19 protein-coding genes are annotated in these 20,908 nt (G+C 38.2%); 4 read left to right on the top strand and 15 right to left on the bottom strand.

The genetic code is table 11. From position 1 onward, the window contains the following. Nucleotides 1-53: 53 nt before the first annotated feature. Complete coding sequence (locus ACEYX7_RS02485; RefSeq protein ID WP_374802157.1) at nt 54-1,109, top strand: SMI1/KNR4 family protein; 1,056 nt, start codon at nt 54-56, stop codon at nt 1,107-1,109. Between the two features lie 34 nt (nt 1,110-1,143). Here ACEYX7_RS02485 and ACEYX7_RS02490 read toward each other — a convergent pair whose 3' ends face one another. From ACEYX7_RS02490 to ACEYX7_RS02505, 4 genes are all read right to left on the bottom strand, one after another. Further along, nucleotides 1,144-1,656, bottom strand: coding sequence for a regulatory protein RecX (locus tag ACEYX7_RS02490; RefSeq protein WP_374802159.1), 513 nt, complete (start codon nt 1,654-1,656; stop codon nt 1,144-1,146). 101 nt (nt 1,657-1,757) lie between these two features. After that, entirely contained in the window at nt 1,758-2,828 is a 1,071-nt protein-coding gene (gene recA / locus ACEYX7_RS02495; protein ID WP_374802161.1) for a recombinase RecA, read from the bottom strand. A 173-nt stretch (nt 2,829-3,001) separates the two neighbouring features. Continuing rightward, nucleotides 3,002-3,433, bottom strand: coding sequence for an RNA-binding S4 domain-containing protein (locus ACEYX7_RS02500; RefSeq protein ID WP_374802163.1), 432 nt, complete (start codon nt 3,431-3,433; stop codon nt 3,002-3,004). 60 nt (nt 3,434-3,493) lie between these two features. Next, entirely contained in the window at nt 3,494-4,204 is a 711-nt protein-coding gene (locus ACEYX7_RS02505; protein ID WP_374802165.1) for an NIF family HAD-type phosphatase, read from the bottom strand. A 65-nt stretch (nt 4,205-4,269) separates the two neighbouring features. On the opposite strand from ACEYX7_RS02505, the gene ACEYX7_RS02510 reads away from it, so the two are divergent. Further along, a complete protein-coding gene (locus ACEYX7_RS02510; RefSeq protein ID WP_374802167.1) occupies nt 4,270-5,151 on the top strand; it encodes a 3'(2'),5'-bisphosphate nucleotidase CysQ family protein in 882 nt (293 codons plus the stop codon). Between the two features lie 42 nt (nt 5,152-5,193). On the opposite strand, the gene ACEYX7_RS02515 is transcribed toward ACEYX7_RS02510, so the two are convergent. Genes ACEYX7_RS02515 through ACEYX7_RS02545 form a run of 7 tightly spaced genes read right to left on the bottom strand, consistent with a single transcriptional unit; the run spans nt 5,194 to nt 12,642 of the window. Beyond that, the gene (locus tag ACEYX7_RS02515) at nt 5,194-6,174 is read right to left on the bottom strand and encodes a Rieske 2Fe-2S domain-containing protein (protein ID WP_374802169.1); all 981 of its coding nucleotides are present in this window, start codon (nt 6,172-6,174) and stop codon (nt 5,194-5,196) included. Between the two features lie 22 nt (nt 6,175-6,196). After that, complete coding sequence (locus ACEYX7_RS02520) at nt 6,197-7,333, bottom strand: hypothetical protein (protein WP_374802171.1); 1,137 nt, start codon at nt 7,331-7,333, stop codon at nt 6,197-6,199. Further along, complete coding sequence (locus tag ACEYX7_RS02525; protein WP_374806528.1) at nt 7,314-8,507, bottom strand: ATP-grasp domain-containing protein; 1,194 nt, start codon at nt 8,505-8,507, stop codon at nt 7,314-7,316. Before ACEYX7_RS02525 ends, ACEYX7_RS02520 begins: the two co-directional genes overlap by 20 nt. Then, nucleotides 8,504-9,772, bottom strand: a complete 1,269-nt coding sequence (locus ACEYX7_RS02530; RefSeq protein ID WP_374802175.1) for a F390 synthetase-related protein — start codon at nt 9,770-9,772, stop codon at nt 8,504-8,506. The genes ACEYX7_RS02525 and ACEYX7_RS02530 overlap by 4 nt, the downstream gene beginning before the upstream one ends. Beyond that, a complete protein-coding gene (locus ACEYX7_RS02535; protein WP_374802177.1) occupies nt 9,769-10,638 on the bottom strand; it encodes an MBL fold metallo-hydrolase in 870 nt (289 codons plus the stop codon). Before ACEYX7_RS02535 ends, ACEYX7_RS02530 begins: the two co-directional genes overlap by 4 nt. A gap of 16 nt (nt 10,639-10,654) precedes the next feature. Further along, a complete protein-coding gene (locus ACEYX7_RS02540) occupies nt 10,655-11,662 on the bottom strand; it encodes an NAD-dependent epimerase/dehydratase family protein (protein ID WP_374802179.1) in 1,008 nt (335 codons plus the stop codon). Continuing rightward, complete coding sequence (locus ACEYX7_RS02545) at nt 11,650-12,642, bottom strand: 3-oxoacyl-[acyl-carrier-protein] synthase III C-terminal domain-containing protein (protein ID WP_374900176.1); 993 nt, start codon at nt 12,640-12,642, stop codon at nt 11,650-11,652. Before ACEYX7_RS02545 ends, ACEYX7_RS02540 begins: the two co-directional genes overlap by 13 nt. A 236-nt stretch (nt 12,643-12,878) precedes the next feature. On the opposite strand from ACEYX7_RS02545, the gene ACEYX7_RS02550 reads away from it, so the two are divergent. Then, a complete protein-coding gene (locus ACEYX7_RS02550; RefSeq protein ID WP_374900177.1) occupies nt 12,879-13,664 on the top strand; it encodes a histidine phosphatase family protein in 786 nt (261 codons plus the stop codon). 78 nt (nt 13,665-13,742) lie between these two features. Here the strand turns inward: ACEYX7_RS02550 and ACEYX7_RS02555 are convergent, their stop codons facing one another. The 3 genes from ACEYX7_RS02555 to ACEYX7_RS02565 all read right to left on the bottom strand — a co-directional run bounded on the left by ACEYX7_RS02555 (nt 13,743) and on the right by ACEYX7_RS02565 (nt 16,295). Next, nucleotides 13,743-13,916: a hypothetical protein gene (locus ACEYX7_RS02555; RefSeq protein ID WP_374802185.1), complete on the bottom strand. Its 174-nt coding sequence runs from the start codon at nt 13,914-13,916 to the stop codon at nt 13,743-13,745. A 107-nt stretch (nt 13,917-14,023) separates the two neighbouring features. Further along, the gene (locus ACEYX7_RS02560) at nt 14,024-15,142 is read right to left on the bottom strand and encodes a PilT/PilU family type 4a pilus ATPase (RefSeq protein WP_374806527.1); all 1,119 of its coding nucleotides are present in this window, start codon (nt 15,140-15,142) and stop codon (nt 14,024-14,026) included. A 115-nt stretch (nt 15,143-15,257) separates the two neighbouring features. Next, nucleotides 15,258-16,295, bottom strand: a complete 1,038-nt coding sequence (locus tag ACEYX7_RS02565) for a type IV pilus twitching motility protein PilT (RefSeq protein ID WP_374900179.1) — start codon at nt 16,293-16,295, stop codon at nt 15,258-15,260. A gap of 192 nt (nt 16,296-16,487) precedes the next feature. Here ACEYX7_RS02565 and ACEYX7_RS02570 point away from each other — a divergent pair, with 192 nt between their 5' ends. Next, nucleotides 16,488-17,177: a YggS family pyridoxal phosphate-dependent enzyme gene (locus ACEYX7_RS02570; RefSeq protein ID WP_374802191.1), complete on the top strand. Its 690-nt coding sequence runs from the start codon at nt 16,488-16,490 to the stop codon at nt 17,175-17,177. On the opposite strand, the gene ACEYX7_RS02575 is transcribed toward ACEYX7_RS02570, so the two are convergent. Next, the gene (locus ACEYX7_RS02575; protein ID WP_374900180.1) at nt 17,178-20,894 is read right to left on the bottom strand and encodes an AAA family ATPase; all 3,717 of its coding nucleotides are present in this window, start codon (nt 20,892-20,894) and stop codon (nt 17,178-17,180) included. Nucleotides 20,895-20,908 lie beyond the last annotated feature (14 nt).

A 20,908-nucleotide genomic window follows, 5' to 3' on the forward strand; every position in this document is an offset into this window, starting at 1 on the left:
TAGATAAACTTGCCAATATATGAATATTATCTTCAAAGGTGCTCATTCTCAAAATGCATGACGATCAAATTCATCAAACATTACAGCAACATCATCTAGACCATATTGAACAGTTAGATAAAAATAATCAATTCGCTGAACTCGTTAATTATGTTTTAAATATTGAAAATTATCACCAATTTCCATTAATTCTTAATGAGTTAGCTAGAGCCTATAATAATCTATATTGGCAAAATAAAATCCCTGAAAATCTGCATTATTTACAACAAGCCGTAGATATTTTGCATAGCATTGCTTATTTACAAGATGATGAAGAGCATGCATCAGCTTGGCATTATCATATTGGTTATGCTTATTACTTTTTGGAAGATTTAACACAAGCTCAATATCATCTCAATCAAGTGGAGGATATTGTGCATAGTGGTGATTTACTTAGACAAATTGATTGGATGCAACGTCATCAGATCAGTGCGGTTGAAGCGAGTGTAGGGCATACGCATTATTTGTTAAAAGACCTAAGAGACCATTTCATACAGTATTGCCCTGATGTCTATCAAAGCTTACAGCCTGCTTTGGATTTAGCTACCATTCAGTCTTTTGCAAAAAATCATAATGTGGATTTACCAAACGGTTTTGTGCAATTATATGAAAGCTTTAATGGGCAAAAGCAACAAGATGTTTTGGCAAAATACGGCCATTTTAACTATTTTGTGCCATTAGAGCAGATTGAAATTTTGCAGCAACAATGGCAACAGCAATTGCGTGATTTTTTTGGTGAAAATTGGGAAAAAATCACTTTGACCGAGCAACAATGTCCAAGCCATGAATGGGTTAAGGCACAATTGTTTAATCCAAAATGGTTGCCGATTTTAGTTAATGATTTTGGCTATATTTGTGTAGATTTAGACCCGATTTATAGTGAAGATTATGGACAAATCATCCATGTCTCAATTGCAGAAGATTTGCAAGATTGTGGCGTATTTTATCAATGTGCCTCAATTCAGGACTGTTTACACGATGTTTTACTCAGTTTGCAGTATTTTCAAGACACACAAGAAGAACAATTTAATGATCACTTTATGGATACAACAACGATTTTACCGAGTTAAGAGCCAGACTAAATTAAGTTGAGAATTGGATTGATTATTCAAAAAACTCATCTTGCCAACGTTCTTCTGCCTCTTCAGTACTTAACTGTACTGCTTTAAAAACAATATCTAAGCTAAAGCCACGATATTGCAAAAAGCGAATTTGTTTTGCTTTCAGCTTGGGGTCTTTTGTAACATCACTGCCAAATTTACGCACTTTTAATTGATAAGCTTGTTTAAGCCAATCTATTTCTTCTAAAGCGTCTTCGGCAAGCTCAGGATTGATAGCGTGCTTTTTTAAATTTTGTTGAATGCGTGCCAAGCCACGTCCTTGTTGGATTTGACTGCGTACCAACATGCCCGCCATACGCTCATCACTTTGATAATTTTGTTCGGCTAACTCATCAATCAATAGCGTGAGTTCATCGGCATCTGCCCCAAAACTGAGTAATTTTTTAAATAAATCTTGTTTAGAATATTCTCGCTTTGCCAACAAAGCAAAGGCAGTGGAACGCAATTTTTGTCCTTTTAAACTTGGTTTTGGCTTGGCAATATCGTCATCATACATATTGGTTTGACCTCAAATAAAATCAAAAAAAGCATTTTACAAAAAGCAAATCGCCTTTAATTTAAACATTAAAGGCGATATTCAGAACATAATAACGAAGATTATTCAGGATCTGGACTATTGATAATTAAATCAAAATCTTCTTCAGCATCGTCTTGTCCGTGTTGCTCATTGTGTGGAACAGTTTTTGCCTGTGTACGTTCACGGATAATTTTTTCCAATTCTTCCGCAATCGCTGGATTTTCTTCTAAGTAGCGAATGGTATTGTTTTTACCTTGACCAATTTTTTCGCCATTATAAGAGTACCATGCACCTGCTTTTTTCACAATTTCATGCGTAACAGCCAAATCAATCACTTCGCCTAGGCGGTTCGAGCCTTGTCCATATAGAATTTGGAATAAGGCTTCTTTAAATGGCGGTGCCATTTTGTTTTTCACCACTTTGACTTTGGTTTCATTACCAATGATTTCATCACCTTCTTTCACTGAACCCACACGACGAATATCCATACGTACAGAAGCATAGAATTTCAATGCATTACCGCCAGTAGTGGTTTCAGGGCTACCGAACATGACACCAATTTTCATACGCAATTGGTTAATGAAAATCACCATACAGTTCGAACGTTTGGCATTACCAGTGATTTTACGCAAGGCTTGGCTCATCAAACGTGCTTGTAAGCCCATATGTGAATCGCCCATTTCACCTTCGATTTCAGCTTTTGGCGTCAAAGCGGCAACTGAGTCGACAACGATCAAATCCACTGCACCCGAACGCACCAACATATCGGTAATTTCTAAGGCTTGTTCACCATTATCAGGTTGTGAAACCAATAGGTTATCGATATCTACGCCTAATTTTCTAGCATATTCAGGGTCCAAGGCGTGTTCCGCATCGATAAATGCACAAGTTCCGCCTTTCTTTTGACATTCGGCGATGACTTGTAGCGTCATGGTAGTTTTCCCCGAACTTTCAGGGCCGTAAATTTCAACGATACGACCTTTTGGCAAACCACCGATACCGAGTGCGATGTCCACAGTCAAAGAACCAGTAGAGACCACATCAACTGCTTGTACTGTGTTTTCACCCAAACGCATTACGGTATTTTTACCAAACTGTTTTTCAATTTGACCAAGTGCTGCAGAGAGTGCTTTTGATTTGTTTTCGTCCATTGGATGAACCTCTATGTAAAATGAAGATAGATTGTTTTGCTATCACGATGAAGCCTATCATGGCAGAAAAATCGGCATAAAGCGATAGCTAACGATAATCTTGGCGACATAATCTGTCGTGCTTAGTGTTGTGGTTAAATTAAGTGATACTTGCACGGCGTAACAAGTTGTTTTCACTCATCCTGCCATACTGCATCATCGTGACTATGTTGAAATTTGTGAATTTGACGGCGATCACGTTTGCTTGGACGATGGTCGGGGCGAGCAAGATTATGCATTTTGCGTTGTGCTGCCAACAGCTCACGGCGTGCGATACTGACAGGTGTTTCATCATAAAGTAATCGGGCTTGCGGTGCACCACCACGCACTTGCGATAGGGCTTTAACCACTACAGTTTTTTTCTCAAAACCTTGTTGAATGGTCAATTCCATACCGATACGCACTTCTTTGGAGACTTTCACTCGCTCACCATCAAAATGTACTTTGCCGCCTTCAATCGCAGCTTTGGCAATTGAACGAGTCTTAAAAAAACGTGCTGCCCATAGCCACTTATCAATACGTACTACGTCTTGATGTTCATGCGATGATTGGGCTGATTTTGCCATATTTACTTTTACCTAATATGTTGAAATAAAGTAATCTTCTTAAATCATTACAAACAATGATTAAAATAATTTCAGTAAATCATCCAAACGATCTAAATGAATAAAATCGTCGGTTTGCCTAGCACTGTTATCACTGGAATCAGGCTGTAGAATGCTGATTTGATGCGCAATGCCAAACTGTTTACTGCTGTTTAATACGCCATAATTGTCATCAATTAATACGCTTTGGCTTGGATCAAAATTATGCAAAGCTTGGAGTTTTTGCCAAAAACCTTGTTGTTCTTTGGCAAAACCGAGCGTTTGACTGCTGACAATATGTTTGAAATAAGGGCGTAATGGGATATTTTCAAGCTTTAAAACTAAACTCTTTTCGTCAGCATTGGTCACCAACCAACATTCAATGCCACGTTGTTGTAAACCCTGTAAAAGCTCAAAACAATGCGGGCGAGCTGTGATACGTTGTTGATTTTCATACTGTAATTGATAAGGGTCGATGTCTAGTTTTTCCGCCCAAAAGGCAGTAGAATACCAATTGAGTGTGGCATGATGCTGTAAATAAAAGGCACGCAACTCGATACTGGCATCTTCTAAGCTTTCTTGATGGCGTTCCGCCCAAAGCTTTGGCAATAATGTCAGCCAAATATATTGGTCAAATGCCAAATCCAACAAAGTGCCATCCATATCAAATAGGGCATAGCGGATATCTTTCAGTGGTCTATTGTTCGGAAGATAGTGATTTACTGGCTTGTTATTAGATAAGTTTTTGCTCATTTTATGCTCGCATGTCAATTTGTGTATTGACTCATCTTAGCATTAATAAAGGAAAAAATGTACTGATGTTTTCACCTGTAAATTTAAATCAAATTGACGCTGAATTAACGCAACTTTGTCAAATTTTACAAACCGCAAGTGCGATTTTACAACAACAATATCAGCAATACTGTGATGGTGAAAGTTTTGATATTCAATCTAAAGATGATACGTCACCAGTAACGCAAGCAGATTTGCTTGTACATGATTTTCTTGTGGAAAAACTAAGAGAAAAAGATAGGAATATTCCGATTTTATCCGAAGAAGATAGCGACGTAGCAAGACAGACTTGGCAACGTTTTTGGTTGATTGACCCTTTGGATGGTACCAAAGAATTTATCAAAAAAACGGGTGAATTTACCATTAATTTAAGTCTGATTGAAAATGGTCATTCAGTGATTTCGGCTTTGGCTGTGCCATTACATCATTGTATTTATATCAGCCGAAAAGGGCAATTGCCTTATAAATGGCAATGGACAAATGATCATCAGATTTCACTAAGCCAATATCATGCTGAAAACGATACCAATAATTTACCCATCGATCGTCCATTAAAATTGGCTTTGAGCCGTAGCTACAAAAAGTATGATGATCAAGCCCAATCTTATCAACAAATTATAGATTTATTGGAAGAAAAAAATATTGAATATGAACTATGCTTTGCAGGCAGTGCCTATAAATTTTGTATGATGTTAGAGCATCAGATTGATGTTTATCCACGTTTGCATCCGACTTGTGAATGGGATACCGCAGCAGGGCAGGGCTTACTACAAAGTATTGGCGGTGAAGTGTTTGATTTAGTGCATCGTCCATTTATGTATAATCAACGCCATCGCTTGTTAAATGGGCATTTTATTGCGGTGCGACACGTGGTGTTATGGGAAGTTTTGGCGGAGCTGTACCAGTGAGGCGTTATGTCAAAAGATATATGAAATCAATTATCTATACTTTTACAGCGTCATCCGTCCTGTTTTGTCTTGACCTTCGGGTGCATCAGCAAGCAAATATAATAAATGATCAATCACCAAATCATTGACAGTACTTTGGTAAGCTTGTTTTGGATAGCGACTGGTATGATATTGTTTGGCGATGGCAACTTTATCTTGATAAAGCACCATTTCTAAAAATGGACGCAATAGCATGATTTTGGCAGTAAGCGGAATCCGATTTTTGGGTAAATGAATACGAATGCTCAAACCAATTTCGCCCTTATCTTTGGGAATAAAAAACACCGATACCCGATATTCATGGCTTTTGGGGGTGAAATAATCAATGCTCACTAACGCAGGAAAGCGAAAACGTGCTTCATTAAGATGAATACCTTTATCAAACAGACGATTGATTAAGCCATTTTGTTGTTGTACCAAACGATAATAAGTACAGAAACTGTGTTGATCATGAGTTTGTTCTATATCCATGGCTTGTGCGCTTTGATTGCGTAATAATAAGCGATGAATATAGGCGGTATGCGTTGGGTCGAGAATGTTTTCAATAGCATGAATAAAATCCCCTGTTAAGCTTTTAGTGGTTTCGACATGCTCAAAACCAGTGGGTGTGCAAAATTCAGCATAGGCTTGAAAAGGAATATTTTGCGTTAAACATACCCATATCCAGCCATCAAACTCATGACAAGCAAAAGCCTGCACACCACCATCAGCTTTTTGGCACATACCGCCTGAAATTTGACAGACCGCACCTGTAGCATCAAATTGCCAACCATGATAACCACATTGCAAACGTTGATTGACAATTTTACCCAAGCTTAATGGATAATGTCGATGCGGACAGCAATCATCAAAACACACGGCTTGCCCATTCAAACGAGCCAATACCAAAGCTTGCCCAAGCAATTTACTTGCAATAGGTTTATCTTTTAGCTGATGACTGGCAAGTAATGGATACCAGGCTTGCTTTAATTTATTGATATTCATTTCTATACCCCTTTTTCACTGATTACAGCTGATATTTTTGCAATAATTTTGCATAATACTTGATACTTAACATGCTTAAAACTCGCCACAATACCTGACGATACCATGGTAGATGATTTACATAAACTGCGATATATTCGATTTCAGCATTTGCACCGCGTACTTTTTTAAAATCTGATGCACCCGAGCTAAAATTTAAACGGACTTTTTGCTGCTGACAAATGGACATGGCATGTATCATACAACGTCGATATAAGCCAGCACTTTTTGGCAGTGTTTGGTCGTAGCCAATAATTGGTACAGTTGCGAGATCACCATCAATCACAATACCAACCACAGCGACACTGTTATGCGTACTGCTATCACGCAATAAGTACAAATCTAATAGCTGTGCTTGTACTGCCTGTTGCAAAAATAACTGACTAAACTGTACATTTTGTGTGGAATATTTTTGCAAATACAATAGATTATACCAATGCCTTGCTTGTACAAAATCTTCATTAGGGCTATCGGCATGCAATTGTTGAAAATAATATTTGCCATCTTGTAAAAGTTTTTGATCACGTTTGCTGTTGATTTTTTGCATGGCATATTGCCAATTATTTATCAAATAGACTTGACGAGATACCACAAAGCACCAACCTGCTTGTTTTAAGCGTTGTCTAAGATTAGGATAATGATTATCGTTGATAGAGCGAATCATTAATGCATGCGTTGTCCATTGTTGCGTAGCTTGCTCGGTCAGATGTATCATATCCAATTGCAAAAAATACTGGTCTAAGGTATTGGTCGATAGGCAATAATTATTGATACTGACCACACGGTCAATTTTCCCTAACTTGAGTAAATGAGAGCAAAAAGCAATCAGTATTTTGGCAGAATATTGTTGTAATGTAGGCAATTTATCCAGTTCGTCTTTGCCATAATCAATCATCATGGCATAAGGCGATGCGGTAAAACAATTGGCTGTGACATCATCAATTACGGTACAAGATATATTTTGCTGTGCAATATGCAAGTATTCTGCTTTTGCCTGCATATTGGCAAACAGTTGCGACAATGGATATTGCTGAAATAATTGCTGAAATTTATTGGCAACATTGTCGCTATTTTTCACAGTTTCGTGGCTAGTTTGCGGTTTAATTGTCATCGCCATCATACTCAATATCAAAGGTACTGGCATTGGTTAAGGGGTGTTTATAGCGAACACGTCGATAAAACATCTCACCCAAAGATAGCCATTGTGCATAAATTGGCAAATCCGCAATCACATCTTCCGCTCTTTGATAATCTTGCCAAAGCTGTTGCCAAGTACCATTTTTGATGGCTTGTATGCCGAATAATGCAGGTAGGCTTGCCCCGACACGCATTGGTTTGCTATCGTGGTTTTTTTCTAGGCTTGGATTTTCTACGTTTGGATTTTCTACGTTTGGATTTTCCTGTTGTTGCTTTTTGCTTTGTAGTTGCCCTTGACCATCAAAAGCCAATTGATGACGTAACAAATGTAAGCCACTAGTCGCACGTGGATTGCATTCTAACAACCATAATTGTTGACCATCATCAATAAAATCAAATGCTACTTGACCATGAAATTGATGTAATTGTGCAAATTTAGCCACAAAATCATCCAATCGAGCATCTTGTACAGGTTCAAAATAAGTAGAAGCGGCATCATTGAGTAAATAACGTGGACGATAAATAGCATGTGCTAAGATTTTGCCATGTTCACAGATGGCATAGTTACATAAGCCATCGCCTGTGATAAATTGCTGTTGTACCCATGCTTTTTTGGCTGAAATATCTAGAGACTGTATTTTTTCTATACTGACACCCCGCACCACCGAACGCCCAAATCGAGAATACACGGGCTTTAAAATGCTTTTTTGTTCGGTATTATCAAGAATAATCTTTTCTTTATCATTAATATAGCGTGTTTCTGGAAATTGTATGGCACTATCTTTGGGCATTAAGTCAAAGAAGCCAAACTTATCATGTAAGCCTAATAATAATGCTTTGTTCGGCATAAAGCATTTTTGCTGTTGATATGGACTCAGCGGTAATTTTGCCAAATAAAAAATATCTTCACAGGTTGGAACTAATATATCTACAGCATCAATCAGTACCATCATTTGCCGTTGATAGCCTGCAAAATCTAGTCGTGGCGATGGGATTTTGTGATAACTTATTTTTTTGTGCTTATTCGGGATTTTGGCAAAAATACTAATCGGAAATTGTAAGCCATCACAAAATAGCACTTGATGTCCGCCTGCCAACGCAAAGTTTGCCCATTCTAAAGCTACTGGTGCACGGGGTGAAGTAATTAAAATTTTCATGATAGATGTACTACGCGACGACGTTTTTGATGTAAGGCTTGGCTTTGATAAGCTTGGAAATGGTGTTGTAATGGCTGAATATCTAGACTTTGCCAAAGTTGATTAAGTGCCATGTCAACGGCTTGCTGATTTTCAATAGAGTCGGGAAGTAATTGAATATCTAAGCGATTGCCTTGTTGTGCAACATAATATTCTTGGACATCATCACAAGCGATGATTGCCCGACGGATAAAGTCGGCATATATCGGCACATCTTTGTCATCATGCAATGATTTCCCTATCAAAATATCATCACAACGCCCTTCAATGCCTGCTAATCGAGTAAAAGCACTACCGCAAGGACATGGACGCTCATCCAAAATCAGCACATCGTCAAGTCGATAACGAATTATCGGCTGACTACTGCGATGGAAGTCAGTGATAATTGGACTAAAACGCCCACTGGCTTGGTCTATCCAATCTTTTTCAAGATACAACATATCTTCATTAAGATGTAAATTGCCATGCTCGCAAGTATGTGCCAAAAAACCTTCTGTACATTGATAAATCTGATGCACCATCACACCAAAACGGTGTTCAATTTCGGCTTTGACTTGTGGTTCTAACACTTCAGCAACCGAAATAATTTTTTGGGGTTGAATATGTACATCGGGATGCTGTGCCAACTGTTGCAATACTTGAGCAGGGGCAATCAAAATACTGGGTTGTTGTTGATTAAGTCGCTGTATATGTGCATTCAAACCTGAAAATAAGTCATAAAATTCAAAGCGTAATAATATACTCTTTACGCTATCATACAAATTGCTATTGGCTCGCAGAAAAAATGCCACACTATGCCGAGCCAAATAAGGGCGTGGTAACATCCTTCTCAGCATATAGCCTGCCCAAAGTGCTGACTCATCTTTTGATACCAAAAAAATTCCCCGACTACCACTCGTACCCGAAGATAAACCAACACTGACCGAGCCGTATGGCGTATCAATGACAGGAGAAAAATCACGACTTTGTTCAGCTTGCAATGCCACCGATAATGCGTCATGTTCGCTTAATTGATAGCGGTTAATGTCGGCAAAATTCGCCATAAAGATTTTTTTATTGATGATAGGGTAGGCAGCTAGATCGCTACTGTGTGGGTAAAATTGACTATTATGTGTAGCCAAACGATGCTGCAAGGCGCGTTGCTGATGTTGTTGTAATTGTTCTCGATCTTGGTAATCTTTGACCGCAAAAAATGATTTGATGATTGCCCATTTTGATGCTTTCATAATTGTAATCCCAAATGTGCGAGCGTCTGACTACAATGGCTTGGAATCAGCCAAAGTTTTGGGTTATGACGATGTAATAATTGCAATTGGTCAATGCTCTGTGTGGTCTGTTTTTGATTATGCACGATGAAAGAAGTTAATGGATTGGCACGTTTATTCTCTGCAATACTGGCAAATCGCCATACTGCATCAGCCACGAGAAAAAACTCCCCTGCAAGCAAACCATAATGCCCTACCGCATGTCCTGCCAGCTCTATTGCGATTAAATCTTGACTGATGCGATAACCTTTTTCAAAAGGATAAAAATCTGCCGAAAGCTGTACTGGCGGTAAATCTTCGATAAATTGAATACGTCCTTGTGTATTATCCGTCCAATCATCAGGCAATAATTCAGTCAAAACACCTTGTTTAACATAGCGTAAACGCTGTGCTAATGCCTGTGCAGTAGCAAACTTTCCTATAAACATATTGGTTTTTGTAATAGAAAAGTCATAAGCCTTTTTCGAAACTAAAATTTTAGCATTTGGAAAATCCCTTAAACCTGCCACATGATCAGCATGTAAATGCGACAAAAATACCGTATCAATCTCATGCCGTTCATCACCCAATTGCTCGGCAATCGATGGACGGCTCAGCGTAACAGGTGTGGTGAGTGCATATAATTTTTCTGGAAATTTTTGGCAAGCGTGAAAAAAACGCTGTGCATAGCCTGTATCAAATAACAAAGTGGACTGATGTTGTGCATCAATCTGATGGCGAATGCGTGCCACCATAGCAGGGAATTGTGCATTCGCTAGACTTGCCCCACGCTGTACCATACACTCGGGATGGGTACAATAACCTGTATGATAAAAATCAATCTGCATCATATTTCCTATATATTCAATACTTTATTTTATTTTCAGCCAACCATTCGGCATAGCGTTGCAAACCAGTGTTGATATTAAATAATGGCTGATAGCCTAAATATTGCCTAGCTCGTTGAATATCTAAAGTCTGGTCAAAGGCAATCGTTCCTGCACTGTATCGTGTTATCAGTGGTTCTTTTTTACCTTGATTGAATAATTTGGCTTGAAATTCCATCGCTTTTGCAACTTGATCAATCACTGTATAAGGCAAATTTTTAAATTTGACATTTAATGATAAAGTTTGGCAAATTTTTTCATACAACTGCTTGACGGTATAAGGTTCATCATTGCTAATATTGAATTTCATCGCACGTGGTACATCATGTTCAGTTGCCAGCAACAGAGCATAAACGACATTTTCCACATAAGTCACATCTACCAAAGCATCACCCGCTTGTCTGCCATGACGTTGAATTAAAGGTAAAAATCCTTTTTCTGCAAGTTTCAGTAAACGTGGTAAAACCGCCGTATCATAAGCCCCAAAAATACCACGTGGACGAATGATGACGCTGTCAATATCGTAGGCATTTTGCACGACTTGTTCGGCTAAGAATTTACTATATGCATAATCATTGGCAAAATTTTTGGCAACGAAATCTTCTTTGACCTGTAAATGGTCATGGAAATCAAAATAAATACTTGGTGTCGAGACATGTATTAATTTACCAATATTATATTTTCTGACCGCATGAATGACATTTTCTGTCGCCAGCACATTAGCTTGATAAAAATCATCGAAATGCCCCCAAGGTGAAGATAATGCCGCACAATGAAATACCACATCAGCTGAGCTAAAATGTTGTAATACACTATGTTTATCTGCCAAATCAAAGGCATGAAAAGTGGTATTTAACTGTTTTCCGATGGTTTGATTACGCCCACAAGCGATAACACGCCAGCCGTCTTGTAACAGCTTTTCGGTTAAATTCCGTCCTAAGCCACCTGTTGCCCCTGTAACGATAGCGGTTTTTAAATTTGCCATAACATTGCTCCCAAACTGACGCCTGCCGATGTACCACATAGCAAGACTTTATCGCCTTTTTTGACAGGATATTCTTGTAATAGATGGTGTAGGGCAGTGGGAATTGACACCGCGACCTGATTACCGTGTGTAGAGAAAATATCTATGACTTTATTTTTATCCAAATTTAAACGAGAAATCATATGATTTAATGCACCACGACTGGCTTGATGTGGTACGACCCAATCAATATCATTTAAAGTCAAATCAGCTTGTGACAAAGTCTGTTGTAAAAAATCGGGCAAAGTATCTGCGACCAATTTATACAATTGCATACCTTGCATATGAAAATAAGCATGTTTGACATAATCAGCATGATAGGCAGGATGATAATGATAACCCCCAGCAGGAATCGTACAATATTCATAACCTTGCGGATAAACTGCAAAATGACTGGTAAGCAACTGACTGTGTGAACCATCTTCATAGTGACTACGCACAATCATCGCTGCTGCACCGTCACCAAAAATTGTGGAACTATGAAAATCTTGCCAATCTAAACCGACTGAAGCCACATCACAACTGACAATCAAAATGGTTTTGTAACGTGCTAATAAAAGGCTTGCCAAATCCAAAGCACGCAAAGCCGATAAACAAGTCATGTTTACATCAAAACCTGCGATCGCACGCGGGCTGTCGAGCAAACGCAAGGTATGGGCTGCATTAAAGGGAATGGCTTGTCGCATCGTTGCCGATGCATTAATGACGCAATCAATGTCAGTAATGGCTAAGTTTGCCTGTTGTAAGGCCATGTTGATCGCTTGTAATTGCATATTGTCGGCTGATTCATTTTTATCCAAAAAATAACGCTGACTTAGACCACTCATGCGTTCGGTTAATCCTGATTTAACCGCTAATTTCTCATCGATTTGTTCAGAGCTAACGCATTTATTTGGTAAACCTTTACCAGTGGCGACGATGGAAAGTGAAGATTTTTGCATATTTTTTCCCTTAAATACATCCAATACATTTTAAAATAAATATTTGTTGCTTTCGCTATCCAAATCAAATTTAAATTGGCTTGTTTTAAATCGATTAAGTAGCTTTGAAACGTGATTATACCATATTGAACGATAAAGTTTTGTGATACTCACTATCATTACTTGAGCAAACTAAATTGAATATGTTAGGCTAGCCTCAGCGTTATTTTACTTTTATCTCATTGTGAGTACGCAAAATGTCAGAATTAAGCTTATTGCCTGCAAGTATGTATGCATCGTTTGCGTTGCTACCGAGTCCCGACACGCCTGTCATTTTGTTAACGCGTCATTCTGTGCGTGAGTTGGGCAAAGGTTTGGGCTTAGCGAGCAATGAGTTGCAATTAACCGAGCAAGGACGATTGCTGGCTTATCATTGGGGCAAATATCTAAACGAAAACACCCGAAGAGATATGGGTTTATCGGTCAGTAGTCCAATTCAACGTTGTTTAGATACAGCGGTGTTGATGCATTGGGGGGCTATGCAAAATGCCTATCCAAGTTTTGAAGAGCAATGCCAACAGTTTGAGCAATTATCAGACCAAACCACACGTCATCATTTATTGGTTGAGCCAGGTAGTTTTGTGCTAGACCATGCGGTTGCATCGCCTTATTTTAAATCTTTGGGTGCGGTGAATTTTATTGATGCTTTTGTTAAAAATCAATTGCAAGGTATGAAACATCCTGTAGAAGGCGTGCTAGATATTTTGCAATATTTATTCCAAGTTTATGGCGAAATGTGTGACAGTCAGCCACGACAAAATCTCAAAGTTATGGTCAGCCATGATACGATTTTATCTGCAATTTTGGCGGTAATTTCGCAACAATTTAGCATGGACACCGTGCGTTGGCCTGAAATGATGGAAGGGATTTTATTGTGGTTTGAGCCGCATGATGATTTCGCCAGAAGCGAATTATTTTGGCTGTGGCGTGGGCAACAACATAGAATGGCTATATCACAGCTAATCAAATCTAAGCAATATTAAATCTCGTATATCTCAATTAAAAAAGCTGTAGACAACGTATTATCTACAGCTTTTTGATAAGGTATGTGAAAAAGAAAGTCATTCTTGATCTTCTTCATCCCATTTTTCAGCATTTTCACTTGGGTCGATACCACGTTTTTTCAAATCCTCTAATTTTTCTTCGAGTGTATGAAATTGTTTGGCATCGAGCATGACTTCTTCCAAGTGATTCAACTCATCGATTTGTTCTTGCACATCATTTGGATTGCTCATTTCTGTCTCCGATAAAAAATAACCTAGATCCACAAATTAACATGACTGACAAAGATGTAGTGTGTTAATTTGTTAAGAAATTGCTACTTTAGATGTGCAAGATGGCTTTAGTCTTCTAAGTACAAACCTTTGCCTGTTTGTGATACCAAGCTTTGACCGTTGCTCTCTGCTAATTTGATTTGTAGACGCAAATCGTTTGGAGAGTCTGAGTGTTTCAGTGCATTTTCATAAGTGATTTCACCCGCTTTATACAAGTCGAATAAAGCTTGGTCAAAGGTTTGCATACCTAACTCGCGTGAACGTTTCATCAGCTCTTTTAACTCATGAATTTCACCTTTACGAATATAATCCTGCATCAATGGCGAGTTGATCATGATCTCAATTGCTGCACGTCGGCTCTTACCGTCACGCGTAGGTACCAATTGCTGTGCAACGATCGCACGTAAGTTCAAAGACAAGTCCATATAAAGCTGACTATGACGATCTGCTTCAAAGAAGTGAATAATACGGTCTAGTGCTTGGTTGGCGTTGTTGGCGTGGAGGGTAGCAAATACCAAGTGACCTGTTTCCGCAAAGGCAACCGCATAGTCCATGGTTTCACGAGAACGTACCTCACCAATCAGGATGACGTCAGGTGCTTGACGTAGTGTATTTTTAAGTGCCACTTCAAATGAATCAGTATCGATACCGACTTCACGTTGCGTAATAATACAGCCAGCATGCTGATGCACATACTCGATCGGGTCTTCGATGGTAATAATGTGACCACGTGAGTTTTGATTACGATAGCCAATCAATGATGCCAAAGATGTAGATTTACCTGTACCTGTCGCACCCACAAAAAGGATAATACCACGTTTGGTCATGGCAAGTTCTTTTAGAATCGGCGGTAAGCGTAATTGCTCTGGTGTTGGAATGGTGGTCTCAATTTTACGTAAAACCATACCTGGTACATCACGTTGTTGAAATGCACTAACACGGAAACGAGAGGTCTTGTCACGGTCTGTGATGGCAAAGTTACATTCGCGTGTTTCAGCAAATTCTTTACGCTGTTTTTCACTCATAATGCTGTGCAACAAATGTGCTACAACTTCTGAGTTCAGTTTAGTTTTGGTGACGGGAACAATTTGACCATTAATTTTCATTGATGGCTCGACATCAACGGAAATAAACAAGTCCGATGCATTTTGCTTGACCATCATCGTCAATAAATCGTTAAAATCCATAGCTTAAAATACCTAATCATATTCGTAGTTTATTTTGCCTTAATCCGCTTGAATATATCCTTTTATCAAGCTTGATCAAGGAAGGGCTAACATCATTTGAAAATATAGATAGCAATTACATAAACGATTCTGGACTTTTCGCCAAGTTACGTGCCGCAGCGTTGTTGATAAATCCTTTGGCAACCAATTGTTTCAAGCTTTGATCTAGGGTAATCATACCTTGAGCAGCACCTGTTTGGATTGCAGAATACATTTGTGCAACTTTGTTTTCACGGATCAAGTTACGAATCGCAGGTGTACCAATCATGATTTCATGTACTGCAGTACGACCACCGCCATTTTTCTTCAATAGTGCTTGTGAGATTACTGCTTGTAATGACTCTGATAACATGGCACGTACCATATCTTTTTCTTCAGCAGGGAACACGTCAATCACACGGTCAATGGTTTTTGCCGCAGAGGTAGTATGCAGTGTACCAAATACCAAGTGACCTGTTTCCGCAGCAGTTAATGCCAAACGAATGGTTTCTAAATCACGCATCTCACCGACCAAGATAATATCAGGGTCTTCACGCAGTGCTGAACGCAATGCTTCAGTAAAGCCATGTGTATCACGGTGTACTTCACGTTGGTTGATCAAGCATTTTTTGGATTGGTGTACAAATTCGATTGGGTCTTCGATGGTCAGAATGTGATCATAACGATTATCGTTGATATAATCAAGCATCGCTGCCAAAGTGGTTGATTTACCCGAACCTGTAGGGCCTGTTACCAAGACGATACCACGTGGATATTCACAAATATCTTTAAAAATTTGAGTCAAGCCTAATTGTTCCATCGTAAGTACTTTAGATGGAATGGTACGGAATACTGCACCTGCACCGCGGTTTTGGTTAAAGGCGTTCACACGGAAACGAGCCAAACCTGGTACTTCAAATGAAAAGTCAGTTTCTAATAATTCTTCATAATCACGACGTTGTTTGTCGTTCATGATATCATAAATCAATTGGTGAACTTGTTTATGTTCCATTGCAGGGAGGTTGATACGTTTTACTTCACCATCGACACGAATCATTGGTGGCAGACCTGCTGACAAGTGTAAGTCTGATGCGTTGTTTTTCACCGAGAAGGCGAGTAGTTCGGTAATATCCATTTGTAATCCTTCGATACAAAAATGATGTAAAATTCTTGCTGTAAATGATACGTTTTTCAGGGCATTAAACCAAGTGTTTTTGTGATTAATTTATCTAAAATCCTTATTTTTTGCTAAACTAAGCGTTATGAAAGTCATCTGTACTAGTTATTTCATTATTTTTTGAAATATAATTTTCTATTTGGAGTCATTATGCCTTTGTCCAAACAATATCAAACAGTATGCCAACAGATTGCAGATGCTTGTCAGCAGGCAGGGTGTGAAATTGAAAATGTACAACTCTTAGCAGTATCGAAAACACACCCAAGTGATCGCATTCGTGCATTGTACGATTTGGGACAGCGTGCTTTTGGGGAAAATTATTTACAAGAAAGCTTGGATAAAATTCAACAATTAAAAGATCTAGATATTGAATGGCATTTTATTGGGCATGTGCAACGCAATAAAACCAAGCCTTTGGCGGAAAATTTTGCTTGGGTACATGGTGTGGATCGTTTAATCATTGCCCAGCGTTTATCACAACAACGTCCCAGTGATATGCCGGCTTTAAATATTTGTTTGCAAGTCAATATTGATGGACAAGATACAAAAGATGGCTGTTCACCGCAAGAAGTAGCAGATTTAGTGCGTGAAATCAGTGCTTTAGAAAATTTAAAACTGCGTGGCTTGATGGTTATTCCTGCACCGAATAATGTCCAAGCCTTTGCTGATGCACAAGTTTTATTTCAACACGTCAAAGCACATCATCAACAGCCTGAACACTGGGATACATTGAGCATGGGTATGTCGAGCGATATGGCGGATGCGATACAAGCTGGCTCAACCATGGTCAGAGTGGGAACGGCTTTGTTTGGGGCAAGAGATTACGGCAAAAACACCTAATCAGCCGACAATCTCAATTTTACTTTCGCCTGCACCAATGCTATTGACCTGAATTTGTACAGGGATGCGTTCGTGCATGGCTTCGATATGGGAAATCACCACTACTTTACGCCCTTGACTTTGTAATTTATCCAACGCATCCATCACCAAATGCAAAGAATTCGGGTCTAAAGTACCAAAACCTTCATCAATAAATAACGATTCTAATTTTAATGAACCCGATGCAAAATTCGCCAGTGCCAATGCCAAAGCCAGTGCTACAATAAAGCTTTCACCGCCCGAAAGTGACGCCACAGCACGTTTTTCACCATTCATATCATGGTCGATTACTGCCAAACTTAGACTATTTTCAATACGCTCTAATTGATAACGTGGGGCGAGTGGCTCAAGCTGTAGATTGGCATATTGCAATAACATATCCAAATAATATTGCTGAGCATAGGCACGGAAGATTTTACCGTCCGAACTACCAATCAAGCTATGAATTTTATACCAACGCTGTTGTTCTTGCTGTAATAGCTCAATTTGTTTCTGCTGTTGTTGTTGTTTTTGCACGGCTTGTTCTTGCTGTAATAGCTGTGCTTGATATTGCTGTAACTGCTGTTGTAAGTGTTGTTGCTGTGCTTGCAATGCTTGTAATTGCTGTTCAATTTCAGCCAGAGCCAATGGCTCAACATGTTGCAAGGCTTGATGCTGTTGCAATTGCTGTTTCAAGGTATCGCATTGTGCGGTTAAGCTGATGATTTTTTGTTGATAATCTGACAAAGTCTGTTGCAATTGCTCAATAGGATGTTGTTCGCTCAATGCCAACATTTGTTGCAATAACGCATCATCAAAATCATTATGCTTCGCCAACCATTGTTGTTTAACTTGCTGTAATTTCTGAATTTGTTGCTGTAGGTGCGATAGATTTTCATCCATCAATTGCTGTTCGGTATGCTGTTTGTGCAGTTGCTGTTGGGCATTTTGCAAGCTATTTTGAGCGGATTGATATTTGCCTTCTACATCTTGATAATCTTGATCAAACTGCTGTTGCCATGCACTGGCTTGGCTAAATACTTGTGCTGTCGGGTAATTTTGCATTAATTCAGTCAGCTGTTGGCGTTGTTGCTGACCGCTTTGCGTCATTTGATCCAACTGCTGTTGCTGTTGCTGAACATGTGCTTGTAAATGCTGTTGCTCAAATTGCAATTGATTACATTGCGTTTGCAGGTCATGAATATGTTTTTCAATCGTTAATAATTGCTGTTGTATATTGCTATGGACTTGAATATCTTGAGTGATTTTTTTGCAAAAATCATGAATATTCATTTGTTGTAAATCATGGTTTTCCAATTGCGAGAGAATATGTTGATATAATTTTTGATAATCCTGCTCGGCAAGAATAATATTTTGATAATGCTGATAATCATTTTGCATTTGTTGTAATTGCTGTTGATAGACTGCATATTGATTTAACTGCGATTGCAATTGCTTTTTATGATTTACTGTATTTTGTAAATCTTGTTGATAATGTACTAGCAAAGATTGAATTTCAGCAAGGTTTTTATTTTCAATAAATATAATTAATTTTTGCTTTAAATCATCTGTTTCAGCTTTAAAATTTACCAAAATATCATGACTAAAATCTTGCCAATCGGTTTCGGCAAGTTGTAACTGTTGTTGTTGCTGTTGTAATTTGGTTTCACTGGCAACATATTGATATTTCGCCTGTTCTAACTTTTCTAAAGCTAGGTTTTGCTGTTGCTCGGCTTGCTGTAATTGTTGCGATTCTAATTGCTGTAAGGCATCGTTAATCAGCTGTTCATGCTCAATAAAAGGATGATTTTGACTACCACAAACTGGACAAGCTTCATTTGGTTGTAACTGCTCACGCAATTGCACCACATAATCCGTGCGTAATAATTTTTGCTGTGCTAAGACTTTTTGAATACTGGCAAACTCTTGCCGTGCGGATTGATATTCAGATTCAGCGGTTTGCTTTAGTTTTAAATCGTCGTGATATTGTTGTTGATATGCAGAAATTAATGCTTGCATATCTTGTAGCGTTTTTAATTTTTGTTCTGCTTGTTGCAAGGTTTTAATCATAGATTCTTGCTGTACAAAAGATTGCTCAATATACTCTAAATCATTTTTTTGTATATTGATTTTCTCAAAAATTTGCGTATTTAAAGACTGTATATCTTTTAAAATATCTTGATTATGATTATCTAAAATAGTATCCGAAGTAATATTTAGATCCAAACCCATTTGATAAATTTTTTCTGTCAATTGTTGCTGTAATTGATGAACATTTACTTGTGATAAATGATGATTTAATTCATGAATTAAATCTTGATAATGTTGATAAGCCTGTTTAAGTTGATTAACCTGAATTAAGCTTGATTTTGGTTCATTTAATAACTCTTTTAAATAAATAAACTTTTGTAATTGCTGTTGATAATCAGATTTTTTCTGTTGTTTTTGCTGTAAATCAGTATTGTATTGCTGATGCTGTTGCAATACTGTATCAAATTTTTCTTTTTGTAGTTTATGTTGGTTTTGGATATTTTTATATTCTTGACGCATATTTTCTAAAGATACATCAAGTTTAATCGCTTGTTGAAAAATCGGCTGTAATTGTTGTTGTTTTTGTTTAAATAAATTAAATTGCTCGCTGGCTTGTGTAAAAAGCTGTTGCTGATGTTCGGCTTGTGTTTGACTATGCTGTATAGCTTGTTGTAATTGAGCTTGTTGCTGTTGTGATTTTTTAAGTTGTTGATTAGTTGAAGAAATTTGCTGTAAAGTCGGCTGAATTTGCTGTACTTGTTGTAAACGTTGAATTTGCAAACGCAATTGATCCATCTCTGCTTGTTGGTTTTGCTGTTGTTGTAAGGTATATTCGGCTTGTTGCAGTTGGGTACTTAGATTATTCAGTTGAATATACCAAGCCTGTTGCTGTTTATATTGCTCGTGCTGTAGTTGATTATCTTTGAGTTGCTGTTCAATATCATTTTTTTGTTGTTTTAAAATATTCATCTCTTCATCAGATAATAATTCAATAAAACCCAAAGCTTGTTTTAAACTGTTTAATTGATCAGTATAGCTTTTATGCTTTAGATGGGCAGTTTTACCAATTTCAGCATAGATTTCTGAATTGGTGAGATATTCCAAAACATTGGCACGCTCTTCATCATTGGCTTTTAAAAAAGCCACTACTTCAGATTGAGCCAATAATACTGCGCGAGTAAATTGTTTAAAATCCATACCAATTAATTGATGGATTTGATGTTCAAAATCGGTTTTTTTATGGGCAAGTAGTTTTTTATCTTCAATACTGATCAAATTGCGTTCAAGTTTGATTTTACCATTGATTTTTTTATGGGCACGCGTGACCGACCAACGTGCGGTATAGGCTTTTTGATCCAAACCCACAAAATCCAGCTCGGCATAGCCACTGACACAGCCACGACGTAAGATATTGAGTGGACTTTCTAAGGTCAATAATTCGCCAGAACTATCTTGTACTTTGGTATTTCTGCCTACAGATTGTAGGCGTGGGATTTCATTAAATAACGCCAAACAAATTGCATCTAAAATGGTCGATTTTCCTGCACCAGTACGCCCAACAATGGCAATCAAGCTACTATTTGCCAAAGGGGCTTGTTCAAAGTTAATCTCAGCTTGCTCACCTGCTAATGATGCCAAATTATTGATTCTTAATCTTAAAATTTTCATTTTATTCTCCAAAT

This window comes from Hubeiibacter jixunmingi, assembly GCF_041928215.1.
In the GTDB taxonomy this organism is placed as follows: Bacteria; Pseudomonadota; Gammaproteobacteria; order Pseudomonadales; family Moraxellaceae; genus Acinetobacter.

Bases quoted from the DNA above. Each gene is read 5' to 3' on its own strand.
- ACEYX7_RS02485 (WP_374802157.1), top strand. From the start codon at position 54: ATGCATGACGATCAAATTCATCAAACATTACAGCAACATCATCTAGAC.
- ACEYX7_RS02490 (WP_374802159.1), bottom strand. From the start codon at position 1,656: ATGTATGATGACGATATTGCCAAGCCAAAACCAAGTTTAAAAGGACAA.
- recA (WP_374802161.1), bottom strand. From the start codon at position 2,828: ATGGACGAAAACAAATCAAAAGCACTCTCTGCAGCACTTGGTCAAATT.
- ACEYX7_RS02500 (WP_374802163.1), bottom strand. From the start codon at position 3,433: ATGGCAAAATCAGCCCAATCATCGCATGAACATCAAGACGTAGTACGT.
- ACEYX7_RS02505 (WP_374802165.1), bottom strand. From the start codon at position 4,204: ATGAGCAAAAACTTATCTAATAACAAGCCAGTAAATCACTATCTTCCG.
- ACEYX7_RS02510 (WP_374802167.1), top strand. From the start codon at position 4,270: ATGTTTTCACCTGTAAATTTAAATCAAATTGACGCTGAATTAACGCAA.
- ACEYX7_RS02515 (WP_374802169.1), bottom strand. From the start codon at position 6,174: ATGAATATCAATAAATTAAAGCAAGCCTGGTATCCATTACTTGCCAGT.
- ACEYX7_RS02520 (WP_374802171.1), bottom strand. From the start codon at position 7,333: ATGATGGCGATGACAATTAAACCGCAAACTAGCCACGAAACTGTGAAA.
- ACEYX7_RS02525 (WP_374806528.1), bottom strand. From the start codon at position 8,507: ATGAAAATTTTAATTACTTCACCCCGTGCACCAGTAGCTTTAGAATGG.
- ACEYX7_RS02530 (WP_374802175.1), bottom strand. From the start codon at position 9,772: ATGAAAGCATCAAAATGGGCAATCATCAAATCATTTTTTGCGGTCAAA.
- ACEYX7_RS02535 (WP_374802177.1), bottom strand. From the start codon at position 10,638: ATGCAGATTGATTTTTATCATACAGGTTATTGTACCCATCCCGAGTGT.
- ACEYX7_RS02540 (WP_374802179.1), bottom strand. From the start codon at position 11,662: ATGGCAAATTTAAAAACCGCTATCGTTACAGGGGCAACAGGTGGCTTA.
- ACEYX7_RS02545 (WP_374900176.1), bottom strand. From the start codon at position 12,642: ATGCAAAAATCTTCACTTTCCATCGTCGCCACTGGTAAAGGTTTACCA.
- ACEYX7_RS02550 (WP_374900177.1), top strand. From the start codon at position 12,879: ATGTCAGAATTAAGCTTATTGCCTGCAAGTATGTATGCATCGTTTGCG.
- ACEYX7_RS02555 (WP_374802185.1), bottom strand. From the start codon at position 13,916: ATGAGCAATCCAAATGATGTGCAAGAACAAATCGATGAGTTGAATCAC.
- ACEYX7_RS02560 (WP_374806527.1), bottom strand. From the start codon at position 15,142: ATGGATTTTAACGATTTATTGACGATGATGGTCAAGCAAAATGCATCG.
- ACEYX7_RS02565 (WP_374900179.1), bottom strand. From the start codon at position 16,295: ATGGATATTACCGAACTACTCGCCTTCTCGGTGAAAAACAACGCATCA.
- ACEYX7_RS02570 (WP_374802191.1), top strand. From the start codon at position 16,488: ATGCCTTTGTCCAAACAATATCAAACAGTATGCCAACAGATTGCAGAT.
- ACEYX7_RS02575 (WP_374900180.1), bottom strand. From the start codon at position 20,894: ATGAAAATTTTAAGATTAAGAATCAATAATTTGGCATCATTAGCAGGT.